General features: G+C 64.0%; 13 protein-coding genes. 10 read left to right on the top strand and 3 right to left on the bottom strand.

Going from position 1 to position 13,582, the window contains the following annotated elements; all coding sequences use genetic code 11:
* The first annotated feature begins 512 nt into the window (after positions 1-512).
* A complete protein-coding gene (locus tag EA472_RS19805; RefSeq protein WP_124193232.1) occupies positions 513-1,355 on the top strand; it encodes a polyprenyl synthetase family protein in 843 nt (280 codons plus the stop codon).
* A gap of 38 nt (positions 1,356-1,393) precedes the next feature.
* Here the strand turns inward: EA472_RS19805 and EA472_RS19810 are convergent, their stop codons facing one another.
* The gene (locus EA472_RS19810) at positions 1,394-2,509 is read right to left on the bottom strand and encodes a DUF373 family protein (RefSeq protein WP_124193233.1); all 1,116 of its coding nucleotides are present in this window, start codon (positions 2,507-2,509) and stop codon (positions 1,394-1,396) included.
* Between the two features lie 159 nt (positions 2,510-2,668).
* Between EA472_RS19810 and EA472_RS19815 the strand changes: the two genes are divergently transcribed.
* Positions 2,669-3,664, top strand: coding sequence for a radical SAM protein (locus tag EA472_RS19815; protein ID WP_124193234.1), 996 nt, complete (start codon positions 2,669-2,671; stop codon positions 3,662-3,664).
* A gap of 647 nt (positions 3,665-4,311) precedes the next feature.
* Here the strand turns inward: EA472_RS19815 and EA472_RS19820 are convergent.
* Positions 4,312-5,562: a helix-turn-helix transcriptional regulator gene (locus tag EA472_RS19820; protein ID WP_124193235.1), complete on the bottom strand. Its 1,251-nt coding sequence runs from the start codon at positions 5,560-5,562 to the stop codon at positions 4,312-4,314.
* Between the two features lie 201 nt (positions 5,563-5,763).
* On the opposite strand from EA472_RS19820, the gene EA472_RS19825 reads away from it, so the two are divergent.
* Complete coding sequence (locus EA472_RS19825; protein WP_124193236.1) at positions 5,764-6,993, top strand: DUF7096 domain-containing protein; 1,230 nt, start codon at positions 5,764-5,766, stop codon at positions 6,991-6,993.
* Positions 6,994-7,056: 63 nt separating this feature from the next.
* A complete protein-coding gene (locus EA472_RS19830) occupies positions 7,057-7,563 on the top strand; it encodes a type IV pilin (RefSeq protein ID WP_124193237.1) in 507 nt (168 codons plus the stop codon).
* A 79-nt stretch (positions 7,564-7,642) separates the two neighbouring features.
* Here EA472_RS19830 and EA472_RS19835 read toward each other — a convergent pair whose 3' ends face one another.
* Entirely contained in the window at positions 7,643-8,272 is a 630-nt protein-coding gene (locus tag EA472_RS19835) for a methyltransferase domain-containing protein (protein WP_124193238.1), read from the bottom strand.
* A 204-nt stretch (positions 8,273-8,476) separates the two neighbouring features.
* Between EA472_RS19835 and ahaH the strand changes: the two genes are divergently transcribed.
* From ahaH to EA472_RS19865, 6 genes are all read left to right on the top strand, one after another.
* Positions 8,477-8,809: an ATP synthase archaeal subunit H gene (ahaH, locus tag EA472_RS19840; RefSeq protein ID WP_124193239.1), complete on the top strand. Its 333-nt coding sequence runs from the start codon at positions 8,477-8,479 to the stop codon at positions 8,807-8,809.
* Positions 8,796-11,036, top strand: coding sequence for a V-type ATP synthase subunit I (locus EA472_RS19845; RefSeq protein ID WP_243637910.1), 2,241 nt, complete (start codon positions 8,796-8,798; stop codon positions 11,034-11,036). The genes ahaH and EA472_RS19845 overlap by 14 nt, the downstream gene beginning before the upstream one ends.
* Positions 11,037-11,322: 286 nt before the next feature.
* Positions 11,323-11,580 carry a hypothetical protein gene (locus EA472_RS19850; protein ID WP_124193240.1) on the top strand — a complete coding sequence of 86 codons (258 nt, stop codon included), beginning with the start codon at positions 11,323-11,325 and terminating at the stop codon, positions 11,578-11,580.
* Positions 11,581-11,600: 20 nt separating this feature from the next.
* Positions 11,601-12,182 carry a V-type ATP synthase subunit E gene (locus EA472_RS19855; protein WP_124193241.1) on the top strand — a complete coding sequence of 194 codons (582 nt, stop codon included), beginning with the start codon at positions 11,601-11,603 and terminating at the stop codon, positions 12,180-12,182.
* Entirely contained in the window at positions 12,179-13,243 is a 1,065-nt protein-coding gene (locus EA472_RS19860; protein ID WP_124193242.1) for a V-type ATP synthase subunit C, read from the top strand. The genes EA472_RS19855 and EA472_RS19860 overlap by 4 nt, the downstream gene beginning before the upstream one ends.
* Entirely contained in the window at positions 13,240-13,575 is a 336-nt protein-coding gene (locus EA472_RS19865) for a V-type ATP synthase subunit F (protein ID WP_124193243.1), read from the top strand. The genes EA472_RS19860 and EA472_RS19865 overlap by 4 nt, the downstream gene beginning before the upstream one ends.
* Positions 13,576-13,582 lie beyond the last annotated feature (7 nt).

The following is a 13,582-nucleotide window of genomic DNA, read 5'->3' on the forward strand; positions in this document are numbered from 1 at the left end:
GACCCGCGAGCCCCGAAGTGAGCGAGAACCGCGTATGGCGAGCGGGGAGGAACGACCCGCGAGCCCCGAAGTGAGCGAGAACCGCGTATGGCGAGCGGGGAGGAACGACCCGCGAGCCCCGAAGTGAGCGAGAACCGCGTATGGCGAGCGGGGAGGAACGACCCGCGAGCCCCGAAGTGAGCGAGAACCGCGTATGGCGAGCGAGGAGGAACGACCCGCGAGCCCCGAAGTGAGCGAGAACCGCGTATGGCGAGCGGGGAGGAACGACCCGCGAGCCCCGAAGTGAACGAGAACCGCACTGATGCGAACGGCGACCGTCGGGAGCCGTGAGCGACTGAAAGCAGCCGACCGTATGCTCGAGCGGGCGACCGCAATCGGTAGCGCGGGTCGGGACGTGTCGCTCGAGCCGGCCGGCATACTCGAATCGACGGCCGGAGCGGCGAACGCGGTCGGCGAGTCGTCGCGCTTTGCGAACCGTCACCTACTTTTTCACCCTCTTCTAAGGTCCGCCAATGGAACTTCTGGAGCGCCGTCGGGCGCTGATCGAGGAGCGTCTCGTCGAGGTGGTCGACGGAATCGAGCCCGAGACGCTCAACGAGGAAGTTCGCCACGTGGCGCTTTCGGGGGGAAAACGCGTTCGACCGATGATCACGGTCCTGACCTGCGAGACGGTCGGCGGCGAGGCCGAAGACGCGGTCGATTTCGGCGTCGGGATCGAACTGGTCCACAACGCCTCGCTCGTGATCGACGACATCATCGATCGGTCGGAACTCCGCCGCGGCACGACGAGCGCCTGGACCGAGTTCGGCCACGGGCCCGCGATCGTCACGAGCGACGGCTTACTCGGCGAGGCGTTTTCGCTCTTTTCGACCGATCCGGACGCAACTCGCGTCGTCTCGGAGTCGATGGTCGAACTCGGAATCGGGGAGGCGACGGAGCTGTCGGCCCAGCCCGAAAGCGAAGCCGAGTACATGACCCTCGCCAGACGGAAGACGGGTGCGCTGTTTCGGGCTGCGGCCGAACTCGGGGCGATCGCCGCCGATTCGGATCCGTTCACGGTCGAGGCGGTCGGCGAATACGCCGAGCGGGTCGGCGTCGCCTTCCAGATCCGCGACGACGTACTGGACGCCGTCGCGGACGCCGAGGAGCTGGGCAAGCCGACGGGTCACGACGCGGCCCTCGAGCGACCGTCGGTGGTGCAGGTGACCGACCTGACTCCAGCCGAAGCGAACGAGCGCGCTCGAACCGAAGCCGATCGGGCGATCGACGCCCTCGAGCGGGTGGAGGTCGCCGATCCGGACGCCAGAGCCTACCTGTTCGATCTGGCGGAGTTCGTCGTCGAGCGAAAGCGGTAGCGGCCGTCGGTCGGTTCGGGGACGTCGAGCCGAGCGGATCAGGTACTTTTCGCGTCCGGCGTCTCCCCCGACTCGTTCGCGTCGGAGAACCGGGATTCGGCGACGGCGAACGTGAGCGTGCTGACGATCCCCAGCAGCGTCCCAGCGGTCAACGCCGTCGCGAGATAGGTCGTGTCGACCAGATCGAGGAAGAACGCGCTGACTGCCTGCAGGACGATCGCAATCGAGAGGACGTAAAACGGCGCGTTGAGGTACCGCCACTCGAGGGTGCCGGCGATGTACTCGTCGGTGATCTGTCCGAGGCTCGTCGTCACGCCGGCGGCGGCGATCCACTGGATCGACCCGTAGGCGAACGCCGCAACCGCCGCTGGAACGGCGACGTCGCCGGGCGTCGATTCCCCGACGGTCTCGAGTTCGTTCATCCCGCTAACGGCACCGAGGACGACCAGCGCGGCGGCGACGACGTACGCGAGCAGCGTCGTCCGCCCGGCGTACAGCGAGCGCCGCGCGCGTTCGACGGCCGAGTCGAGGCGGTCGCCGAGACCCAGCCCTCGGGAGATGAGATAGAGGCCGAGCAGCGCGGAGGTCGTCCCGAGCACGAATCCCGGCCACTCGAGGGCGCTGCCGATCAACGCGAGTGGGTAGATCAACAGCAGGATTCCGAGCGGAATCAGTACCGTTCCCCGAGTCTCGGGGTCGTCGAGGACCTGTTTGATCGTGTAGTACATCGACTCGAGGTTCTGGGCCTGGCGGACGACGACCCGCCGGACGCCGTCGATCGGGACCCGCGACCGGATGATCGGAATGACGGATTCGTCCTGTGCGCCGTCGGTGATCACGAGCGCGGTGACGTCCTCGGCGGTCGAGAGGCTCGCGAGGACGGTATCGACCTCGTCGCCGACCTCCCGATTGGCGTTGACGTCACCCTGGTCGTTACCGGTGACGACTGCCACCTCGACGCTCTCGCCGCGATCGGAGAGGTCGTCGTAGACGTGCAACCCCTGGAAAATGACGTTGACGTCCGAGTCCTCGGGGTCGGCGGTCGCGAGCGCGACGGCAGCCTCTTCGACGGGATCGCGGCCGATAACCGGCGTCGAGAAGCCGGTCTTTCGACCGAGGTCGTCGTCGAGGTCGACACACAGGACCAGCAGCATCGACTCGAGGTTGGAGACGACGCTATATCCTTCTTCTGGAGGGCGAAACCCGCCACCGGCGAACGATCGTCAGCGAGGTCGGCCGATCGATCGGGGGTGAAACGAAAGCGGCGGTCGTTTCGCACGGCTTTTGAGTCTCGGCCGGTTACGTGGACTCGAATGATCTCCAGGGGCTGTGAGCAGTGTGCGAAAGGCGGCAAGATGGTGCTGTTCGTCTACGGCTACTGCGACCAGCGCGACTGCTTTTACTGCCCGCTCGGGGAGAACCGAAAGAACGTCACCGACGTCTACGCGAACGAACGCCGCGTCGAATCCGACGAGGACGTCCTCGAGGAAGCCCGCAGGATGGACGCGCTTGGGACCTCGATCACCGGCGGAGAGCCCCAGGAAGCGCTCGACCGGACCTGTCACTACCTCGAGTTACTCACGGACGAGTTCGGCGAGGACCACCACACGCACCTCTACACCGGTATCACCGGCGGTCGAGAGAACATGCGTCGCCTCGCGGAGGCCGGCCTCGACGAGATCCGGTTTCATCCGCCGCTCGAGCGGTGGGGCGACCTCCACGGCACCGAATGGGAGGAGATCCTCTACGTCGCCCGCGAAGAGGGTCTGACCCCCGCATTCGAAATCCCCGGCATCCGCCCCGAGGAGGAGTTTCTCGAGTTCCTCGACGAGGGGGCGGCCGACTTCTGTAACGTCAACGAGTTCGAGATGTCCCAGGGCAACTACCGTCGAATGCAAGAACAGGGCTTCGAACTCAAAGAGGGACACATGAGCGCCGTCGACGGCACTCGCGAGGAGATTCTCGAGGTGATGGGCGACCACGAGCGCGTCTACTTCTGCACGTCGGTGTTCAAGGACGCGGCCCAGCACCGACGCCGGCTCAAGCGCATGGCGCGAAACGTTCGCCGGGAGTTCGACGACGTCACCGACGACGGAACGCTCGTGTACGGGAAGACGTACGCCGACCCCGACCGATTCGTCGAACTCGGCGTTCCCGAGGAGTTCTACGCGGTCAAATCGACCCACGTCGAGATCGCCTGGTGGCTGCTCGAGGAGATGATCGAGGAAGGTGACCTCGAAGAGGGAGAGATCGTCGAGCAGTACCCGAGTTACGACGGACAGGTAGTCGAGCGGACGCCGCTTGCGTAGTCGAACCGTGAGTGAGCGGCTTTTTGGTGCAGATTTTTCGAGGAGTGATGAGCGAGCGCGGCGAGCGAATCCGACGAGAAAAAGGTGCACGCGGCAGGTAGTCGAGCGGACGCCGCTTGCGTAGTCGAACCGTGAGTGAGCGGCTTTTTGGTGCAGATTTTTCGAGGAGTGATGAGCGAGCGCGGCGAGCGAATCCGACGAGAAAAAGGTGCACGTGGCAGGTAGTCGAGCAGACGCCGCTTGCGTAGTCGAACCGTGAGTGAGCGGCTTTTTGGTGCAGATTTTTCGAGGAGTGATGAGCGAGCGCGGCGAGCGAATCCGACGAGAAAAAGGTGCACGTGGCAGGTAGTCGAGCGGACGCCGCTTGCGTAGTCGAACCGTGAGTGAGCGGCTTTTTGGTGCAGATTTTTCGAGGAGTGATGAGCGAGCGCGGCGAGCGAATCCGACGAGAAAAAGGTGCACGTGGCAGGTAGTCGAGCGGACGCCGCTTGCGTAGTCGAACCGTGAGTGAGCGGCTTTTTGGTGCAGATTTTTCGAGGAGTGATGAGCGAGCGCGGCGAGCGAATCCGACGAGAAAAAGGTGCACGCGGCAGGTAGTCGAGCGGACGCCGCTTGCGTAGTCGAACCGCGAGCGGCGCGAGGACGTGCTAGTCGACCTCGGTCGGGTCGACCTCGGGGAGCGTGATGAGGTTCTCGCGTCCGATCCGGAGTTTGTCGATCTCGTCGTCGTCGTCCATCTGCGAGAGCAGTTGCGAGACCTTCGCGTTCGACCAGCCGGTCTCTTTGACGATGTTCGCCTGTTTCATGCGGCCGCCGTTCTGTCTGAGCAGCCGATGGACGCGCTCTTCGTCGCTCAGCAACTCGAGATCGACGTCGTCCTCGAGTTCCTCCTCGAACTCGACGCTGGTTCCCGCTTCGTGTTCGGGTACGGGATCGGGAGGCGTCTCCAGGTGGGATTCGGTCGACTCCGTTCGACTCTCCGCGGACGGCTCCGCAGTCGACGTCGTCGGGAACGGCAGGGATCGATCGCCGTCGGACGACCGACCCAGATATCGGTAGAGGACGAACCCGCCGATGATCAGGAGGATCGCCCCGCCGCCGAGCCACAGCGCGGACGGGGCGATCGAGCTGCCGACGTGGCCGCGGACGAAGACGATCTCGAGTTCCCCTTCTTCGAACTCGTGGGGACCGTCCCAGGACAGCGGCGTGGGCGTGTCGAGGGCGTAGTTCGGCGGCGATTCGACGACGAGACGCTGATTCCCGTCGAGGGTCATCCCGACGCCGGCGGACGGATCCAGCGCGTCGCCGAAGTAGATGCGGTCGTTCGCGGCGGTCGCGAAGTTGGTCCAGGTGAACGAGTAGGAGATCACGCCGATTCGGTCGTCTTCCTCGAGGTCGGCGTCGTCTTCGTCGGGCGCTTCGATTCGGTGTTCGTTCCAGCCGGCGTCCTCGATCGCCATCTCGCGACCGGTCGCCTCGGCTGCGCTCTCGACGAACGGTTCGAACTGGGCCTCGTCGTAGCCGGCGTCGCGCTCGCCGCGCGCGACGGCCGCGGCGTACTCGTCGAAGAGCGCTTCGTCTTCGTCGTCGGTCAGGAGGTATCGGCTCTCGACCGTCCAGCGTGCGTCGCCGTCGTCGCTGATGTTGATTCGGATCACCTGCGCGGGATCGGCCGGCGAGAGCGGCTCGGACGCCGACTGTGCCGCGTAGCTCGTGCCGGAAACGTGCGGAGAGGACGAGGTGAGCGACGGTTGTTCGTCCGCGGTGGTGATACCGACGGACGCTGCCGGTTGCGCCTCGGGCGCGGGCGCTGAATCGGCGGTGGCGACCACCACCCCGAGCGTAGACGTAACGAGGAGGGCTGTGAGGGCGAGTGTGACGGCGGTGGACAACCGCATACGTATCAACGGGTGGTTTCCCGGGGGAAAAAACCCTTTCCATCCGCAAATAAAACGTTACTACCGGTTGTGAAGGCTCTCGAGCGTCGAGAATCGCTTTTCACGTCGGTTCTAGACGGCATCGACCCGGTTCGAAGCTGTCTGTTCGCCGTCGACTCGAGTACGACCCCCTTTTGTATCAGGAGCCCGTACGGTGGGCCGATGAACAGCGCGACTTCTGCCCTCCTCGCGTTGCTTCTCGTCTGTTCGCTCCCCGCGACGGCGCTCGTCGCGGCGGATTCCGGCCTCGGCGGGGTCGGCGAGCCCGACGGAAGCGTCCAGGAAGACGTTCAGCGGACGCCGATTCAGGTGAACGACACCACGAACCGGCTCTGGCTGAACGGTCCGATCCAGACCAGCTACGTCACACACGGTCCGGATCTCGGAGCGACGCTCGCGAGCGGCGACGACGAACTGCGGATGGATCACGAACGGTATCTCTTCGATAGCCGATTCGACAGCGCAGATTCCGAAGAGCGTGCCGAGATGCTCGAGTCGGAATACGAGCGTATTACCGATCACATCGAGCAACTCGAGGAACGCGAACGAGCCGTCGTACGGGAACACGCTGACGGAGACCGATCGGACGCCGAACTGATTCGGGTACTACTGCGAAACTACCACGAAGCGACGATACTCCTGACCGATCTCGAAGAGCTGGAAGACGGGGCGAGACTGGTTCAAGGATTTTCGTTGTCGTCCGACGAAGTTCGAAACAGCAAAGCGGCGCTCGAGTTCCATCACTCACCCATCCGGTCGGAGCTCGTGGCAGCGAGTCGCGTTTCCGAATCCAACGATCAGTACGACGTTCGGATTCAGACCAGTCGAGACGGCTATCGGCTGTCGAGTCTGGACAGATCGACGTATTTGACCGAAACAGTTCGATTCGACAACCGCGAACCGGGCTCGTCTGATCGATTCGACGATAACACGCAAGAGTACGCAGCGGCCGAGTATGCGGTCGAACTGTATCCGTGGGCCGCTGACCAGGGAGGGTTCCCCCACTTCGTTAACCACGGGAAGATTTACAACGTCTGGTTTACGCTCGACGAAGTTTCCGTCGACCTGTACTTCGACGGTGGTGCCGGCGAAGTCCACCGCGAGCTACAGGAGATCTCGATCACGACGCTTCCGATCGAAACGAGCGAGACGTGGACCAACGACGACCTCGAGCTCACGCTCAACGAGACGGCGGTGAACGGACCGGCCGAGGTGACCGTCACGGACTCGAGTACCGACGAGCCCGTTTCGGCGACGATCTCGGCGGACGATCACGAACTCGGCGAGACGGACAGAGACGGAACGGTGTGGATCCTCCCGCCGGACGGCGTCTACGAGCTGACGGCCGAAACCGACGACGGTGAGACGATAACGGCGACCGTGGGAAGCTGACCGGCGAGCGCGATCCGCTCGACCCCCTCGAGTTTATATCCGAAGCCGAGGCCAGAGCGGTGCGTGAGCGCGGGATTCGGTCGCCGTCGAACCGGCGTCGGGTGCGACGAGGAACGCGGCGTCAGTCCGCTCGTCGGGGTGCTCGCGCTGGTCGCGATCACGGTCTGTCTGGCGGCCGTCGTCGCGATCGGCGCGGCCGGCTGGTCGATCGGTTCCGCGGGGCCGACCGCAGCGTTCGAGCTGTCAGCTTCGAGCGAAACGAACGTGGTGTCGATCGACCACGTCGCGGGCGACGCGATCGACGTCCGTGAGCTGTCGCTCGCGGTCGAAATCGACGGCGAGCCGCTCTCCGAGCAACCGCCGGTGCCGTTCGTGGGCGCGGAGGGATTCGAGGGAACGCCCAGCGGCCCCTTCAACGAGCGAGCCGATCCGGAGTGGCGAAGCGGCGAGCGGGCGAGTTTCGTCGTCGCGACGAACAACGAGCCCGACCTCGAGTCGGGGGAGTCGATCGCCGTCCGCCTCGCGGTCGACGGCTCGCACGTCGCGACCCTCGAGTCGACGGTCGAGTAGCGGTCGGGTGAGAACGCACTGTGGCGAGGATCAGACGAGGGCGCGAGTTCGAAACGAGCGACGCGAGTCCGGAGCGGGGCTACTCCTTACGCGGCGCGCGAGCGGTCGTCGTGATCGCGACGTCGGGATCGTAGGACGGGCCCATGAACGCGTGTTTAACGTCCTCGAAGCCGGCGGTTTTGAACATCCGGTCGGCCTCGTACTCGTCGTAAAAGAGCATTATCGCGTCCGCCAGTCTCTGGGTCACGGGGTTGTCCGGATAGTTGGGGCCGACGACGAGAACCTGTCCGCCAGGTTTCAGCACACGGCGGAACTCCCGGAGGGCGAGAATCGGGTTCGGCCAGTACTCGATCGAGCCGGACGACCAGACGACGTCGAACGTGTCCGTCGCGAACGGGAGGCGTTCGGCGTCGCCGCGGTGGAAGTGCACCGGCGGCGCGCGCTTGCCGAACTTTCCGTAGGCCCGCTCGAGCTGGTGTTCGCTCTGGTCGAGCGCGTACACCTCGTCGACGTGCTGGAGCAGTCCTTCGGTCGCGAAGCCGGTGCCACAGCCGACGTCGAGGACGGTCATCTCGGAGTCGAGATCGAGCAGCTCGAGGGCCTCCGTCCGCATCCCTTCGGTCCAGACGAACGGGTTGATTTCGTCGTAGATCTTCGAGAGGTACTTGTAGAACAGCCGGGCCCGGGCCTTGTTCTCGAGGACTCCCATCGTGGAAGCGTTTCGATCGGACCACAATATGTCTGCCGTTCCCGATGGCCGCGGAGCGGGCCGATCGGGCCGCGGACGATCGATCGGGTAATCCCGAACTACCGTTCCGCACAGCCGGACTCTCCCCGCAGACGCGACGAACTCGGTGAGGTGCTTTCGCAACTACCATATAGGTGCTCTAGCAAACTACCGGTTGCTTCAAATATGCCGAGGCCAGAGGTTCTCAAACGACTACAGTCGGCGGAGCACGATGCCGACGACATCGTCGCAGAGGCAGAAAACGACCGCGACGAGCGAATCGCCGAGGGCCGGAAACGCGCCGAAGAAATTCGCACGCAAGCGGAACAGGAGGCCCAGGAGATCAAGGAGCGTCGCCTCGAGGAGGCGCGCGAAGAGATCGACGAAGAGTGCGAACGCGTCCTCGAAGAGGGAGAACGGGAGCGCGAGGCACTCGCCGAGCGCGCCGGGGATCGGGTCGACGAAGTGACCGAACACGTCGTCTCCCTGTTCCAGGAGGACGTTCATGCTCAGACCTGAGCGGATGAGCAAGGTTTCGATGGCCGGCTCCCGGGGCGTCATGCCCACGGTCATCGAGACGATCCACGACCTGAACCTGGTGCACCTCTCGGACTACGACGGCTCCTGGGAGGGATTCGACAACGGGAACCCGATCGAGGGGGCCGACGACGCCTCCGAGAAGCTGGTGACCGTCCGGGCGCTCGAGAGTACGCTCGACCTGTCCGAGGAGGACACGGCGCCGGGCACGATCGACGACGACTGGGAAAAGCGACTCGAGGAGATCCGGACGCGGGTCAACGATCTCGACGACCAGCGAAGCGAGGTCCGCGAGGAACTCCGGCAGGTCGACGAAAAGATCGATCAGGTCGCCCCGTTCGCGGAGCTAGGGATCGACCTCGACTTGCTCTCCGGGTACGACACGGTCGACGTGCTCGTCGGCGAAGGCTCGCACGACCAAGTCGAGGCGGCCCTCGAATCGGCCGACGAGATCCGAGCGTACGAGACGTTCACGGGCGGCGACGTCGTGGCGATCGTCGCCGCACCGTCCGAAGACGCCGGTACAGACCCGATCGACGACGCACTCGTTGGCGTCGAGTTCACGCGCCACTCGGTGCCGGACACCGAGAAGAGTCCCAAGGCGTACCTCGACGAACTCGAGGCGCGCAAGCGCGAGCTAGAATCCGAGATCGACGACATCGACGCGGAATTCGATCAGATCAAGGGGACCGAAGGCTCGTTCCTGCTGCGCGTCGAGGAGGAGCTAACCGTCGAGGTCCAGCGCGCGGAAGCGCCGTTGCAGTTCGCGACGACGAAGCGGGCCTTCATCGCGGAAGGGTGGATTCCGGCCGACGATTACGACGCGCTCGTCTCCGCGTTGAACGACGCAGTCGGCGACAGCGTCGAGATCGAAGAGCTCGAGCAGGCCGACTACGAGGCGGCCCACGGTGCCGCCGCGCATGGTGACGACGGTGGGGCTACGGACGAGGAGGCGGCGGCCGACGAGCCCGACGAGGCCGAACCCGAGAAGCCCCGGGCGGCGACCGATGGTGGGACGACGAAAGCGGCCGCCGGCGGTCAGGGTGCGGTGACGATGGACGACGACCCGCCGGTAATCCTTGACAACCTCACCCCGGCGAAGCCGTTCGAGGTGATGGTGAAGATGGTCAACCAGCCCAAGTACAGCGAGCTGGATCCGACGCTGCTGATCTTCCTGACCTACCCGTTCGCCTTCGGGTTCATGATCGGCGACATCGGCTACGGGATCCTCTACATGCTGATGGGCTACGGCGCCTGGAAGATCTTCGACTCCGACGCCGGGAAGGCGATCGGTACCATCGGCATCTGGGCGGGCGTCTTCACGATCATCTTCGGCTACCTCTACGACGACTTCTTCGGAGTCCACATGGCCGACGTCGGCCTCGGCTTCCTGCCGGGCGCGGGCGTCCTCTCGAAGGGGTTACAACTCGGCGAGTGGGCGCTGCTGTGGATCATCCTGAGCATCCTGTTCGGGATCGTCCACCTCAACGTCGGCCTCGTCATGGGCTTCGTCAACGAGCTCAGTCACGGGCTGAAGGCGGCCGTCTACGAGCGGCTGTCCTGGATTCTCGCGATGAACGGCCTCTTCGTCTGGATCTTCAGTCTCCACCTGGTCGAGCAAAAACCCGGGTTCCTCGTCGGCACGGGCGAGGAGGCCATCCTCTATCAGTTCGTCGGCTTCGCGGGCCTGCCGGAAATCGTCGGCCTCGTCGGCCTCGGCGCGTTCCTCGTGGGTTCCGTGATGGTCGGGGTCGGTGAGGGGGTCGCCGGCGTCTTCGAAATTCCGGCCTGGGCGTTCGGACACGTCCTCTCGTACCTGCGGATGGTCGCCGTGTTGCTCGCGAAGGGTGGCATGGCGTTCGCGGTGAACCTGCTGGTCTTCGGCGCCTACGACACGCCGGAGGGCTACACGTACTTCAACTACCCCGGCTTCGGCATGGAAACCATCTCGGGTTACGAGTACGAGACGCTCGAGCCCGGCTTCGTCGGGCTGATCCACGCCGGCGACGGGATCGTCGCCGTGATCGCGATTCTCGCCGCGATCGTGGTCTTCGTTCTGGGCCACGTCCTCGTGTTGCTGCTCGGCATCACCGCCGCGGGGATCCAGATGCTCCGCCTCGAGTACGTCGAGTTCTTCCAGAAGTTCTACGAGGGCGGCGGCGAGGTGTACGATCCGTTCGGTAAGGAACGAACTCACTCGGCCGAGTAAGATCTCCCTTACCACGGTACCGACGCCGATTCTTTCGCTGCAAATCGCACCTCAGTATCGACGCCGAACCGTTCCCGACACCCTTCGCTCGTTCTCGCGATCTCGATCCTCGGCCGGGAAATAATTTCTCGTTTCTCCCAGCAATATTTCTCGACGACATGCCCAAATATAAGACACGAACCGAATCCTCGTGGTCTCTATCCCTCAAACTCTTTCAGAAGTTTTATGGAGGCTGCGGGGTCAGTTCCGACCGTTCAGGTACAACCAGTACCTAACCAGTTCAACCATGACCGGAATTACTGAACTACTGGCGACAGCATTCGTATTGCAGCAGGAAGCAGGCCCAACTCTCGAAGGGCCGGGTGCCGCCGCGCTCGCAGTCGGACTCGCCGCCCTCGGCGCAGGCTACGCGGAACGTGGGATCGGGGCTGCAGCCGTCGGTGCGATCGCCGAAGACCGCGACATGTTCGTGCCAGGGATCGTTATGACGGTTCTGCCGGAGACGCTCGTCATTTTCGCGATCGTCGTCATCTTCCTGGTCTAACCGACCACAACCCTCTTACAATGAGTTTGGACACAGTCGTAGAAGACATTCGAGAAGAGGCCCACGCGCGTGCGGAGAACATCCGCTCAGAGGGCGAGACGCGCGCCGAAGAGATCGAATCGGCCGCCGAGGAGGACGCCGAGGAGATCCTCGAAGAGGCCGAACGGGAGATCGAACGCGAGATCGAGCAACTGCGCGAACAGCGCCTCTCCAGCGCCAAGCTGGAGGCGAAACAGAAGCGCCTGGAGGCTCGCCGCGATGTCCTCGGCGACGTTCGCGAGCAGGTCGAGGAGGAGCTCGCCGCCCTCGAAGGGGAGACACGCGAGGACCTAACACGGGATCTGCTCGACGCGGCGAGCGACGAGTTCGACGAGGGCGACGACGTCAGCGTCTACGGTCGCGCCGACGACCGGGAGCTGATCGAATCGATTCTCGAGGACTACGACGGCTACGAGTACGCCGGCGAGTACAACTGTCTCGGCGGCGTCGTCGTCGAGAGCGACCAGTCCCGCGTTCGCGTCAACAACACCTTCGACTCGGTGCTCGAGGACGTGTGGGAAGACAACCTCCGGGAGATCAGCAAACAGCTCTTCGAGCAATGAGTATCGGCGCCTCGAATCCGGAGTACGTAAACTCCCGCGTTCGGTCACGACGAGCCTCGCTGTTCTCGGACGACGACTACCGGAAGCTCGTCCGAATGGGACCGAGCGGGATCGCACGGTTCATGGAGGAAACGGAGTACGAGCGCGAGATCAACGCGCTCGGGGCACGGTTTTCGGGAGTCGACCTGATCGAGTACGCCCTGAACCGCAACCTCGCGAAACACTTCGACGACTTGCTGGACTGGTCGGAAGGGCGTCTCTACGACCTTATCTCCCGGTATCTCCGGAAATTCGACGTCTGGAATCTCAAGACTATCATCCGCGGGATCTACACCGATACCGATCCCGAAGAGATTCAGACCGACCTCATCCGCGCTGGCGAACTCGACGACGCGACGATCGATCGCCTCCTCGAGGTCGACACGATCGAGGAGGCGATCGAGGTGCTGTCCGGAACGATCTTCTACGAACCGCTAGCGGAAGCGTTCGAGGAGTTCGAGGAAACCGGCGCCCTCGTTTCGCTCGAGAACGCGCTGGACCGGGAATTCTACGAGCACCTGCTCGAGGACGTCAGCGAACGGTACGGAGAGCCAGCGGAGGGGCCGGAGGCGCTCTACATCGAGTTCTTGCAGGCCGAGATCGACTTCCGGAACCTTCGGAACGCGTTGCGGCTCGCACGCAGCGGGGCCGATCTCGATCCCGCAAGCTACTACATCGAAGGCGGCGTCCTGTTCGATCGGCCGGATCTGAACCGGCTCGTCGCGAACGAGGACGAGCTCGTCGATCATATCGCCGAGAACAAACGGTACGGGGATCGGCTCTCGGACGCACTGGAACGGCTCCGTGAGGCTGACAGCCTTATCCAGTTCGAGCACGCGCTCGACGCGGCGCTGCTCGAGTACTCGGATACGCTCTCGAGCATTTATCCGACCTCAGTGTCGGCCGTATTGTCGTACATCCTCGCCAAAGAACGGGAGGTCGAGAACATCCGCGCGATCGCTCGCGGCCGCGAGGTCGGTCTCGACGAGAGCGAGATCGAAGAGGAACTGGTGATTCTATGAGTCAGGAAATCGCAGTCGTCGGCGATCCGGAGTTTACTACCGGCTTCCGGCTGGCCGGCGTTCGCCGGTTCGAGAACGTCCCGGGCGGGGAGAAAGGGACAGAGTTAGACGACGCCGTCACGAACGTGCTGGACGACGAAGAAGTCGGCATCGTCGTCATGCACGACGACGACCTCGAGTATCTCTCGCGGAACGTCCGCCAGAACGTCGAAACGAGCGTCGAGCCGGTCGTCGTCACGATCGGGTCCGGAACCGGTGGTGGCGGACTGCGCGATCAGATCAAGCGCGCGATCGGTATCGATCTGATGGACGAGGACGAAGACAACGAGTGAGACAACA

This window comes from Natrarchaeobius oligotrophus (genome assembly GCF_003841465.1).
Taxonomy (GTDB): Archaea; Halobacteriota; Halobacteria; order Halobacteriales; family Natrialbaceae; genus Natrarchaeobius; species Natrarchaeobius oligotrophus.

Bases quoted from the DNA above. Each gene is read 5' to 3' on its own strand.
- EA472_RS19805 (WP_124193232.1), top strand. From the start codon at position 513: ATGGAACTTCTGGAGCGCCGTCGGGCGCTGATCGAGGAGCGTCTCGTC.
- EA472_RS19810 (WP_124193233.1), bottom strand. From the start codon at position 2,509: ATGCTGCTGGTCCTGTGTGTCGACCTCGACGACGACCTCGGTCGAAAG.
- EA472_RS19815 (WP_124193234.1), top strand. From the start codon at position 2,669: ATGATCTCCAGGGGCTGTGAGCAGTGTGCGAAAGGCGGCAAGATGGTG.
- EA472_RS19820 (WP_124193235.1), bottom strand. From the start codon at position 5,562: ATGCGGTTGTCCACCGCCGTCACACTCGCCCTCACAGCCCTCCTCGTT.
- EA472_RS19825 (WP_124193236.1), top strand. From the start codon at position 5,764: ATGAACAGCGCGACTTCTGCCCTCCTCGCGTTGCTTCTCGTCTGTTCG.
- EA472_RS19835 (WP_124193238.1), bottom strand. From the start codon at position 8,272: ATGGGAGTCCTCGAGAACAAGGCCCGGGCCCGGCTGTTCTACAAGTAC.
- ahaH (WP_124193239.1), top strand. From the start codon at position 8,477: ATGCCGAGGCCAGAGGTTCTCAAACGACTACAGTCGGCGGAGCACGAT.
- EA472_RS19845 (WP_243637910.1), top strand. From the start codon at position 8,796: ATGCTCAGACCTGAGCGGATGAGCAAGGTTTCGATGGCCGGCTCCCGG.
- EA472_RS19850 (WP_124193240.1), top strand. From the start codon at position 11,323: ATGACCGGAATTACTGAACTACTGGCGACAGCATTCGTATTGCAGCAG.
- EA472_RS19855 (WP_124193241.1), top strand. From the start codon at position 11,601: ATGAGTTTGGACACAGTCGTAGAAGACATTCGAGAAGAGGCCCACGCG.
- EA472_RS19860 (WP_124193242.1), top strand. From the start codon at position 12,179: ATGAGTATCGGCGCCTCGAATCCGGAGTACGTAAACTCCCGCGTTCGG.
- EA472_RS19865 (WP_124193243.1), top strand. From the start codon at position 13,240: ATGAGTCAGGAAATCGCAGTCGTCGGCGATCCGGAGTTTACTACCGGC.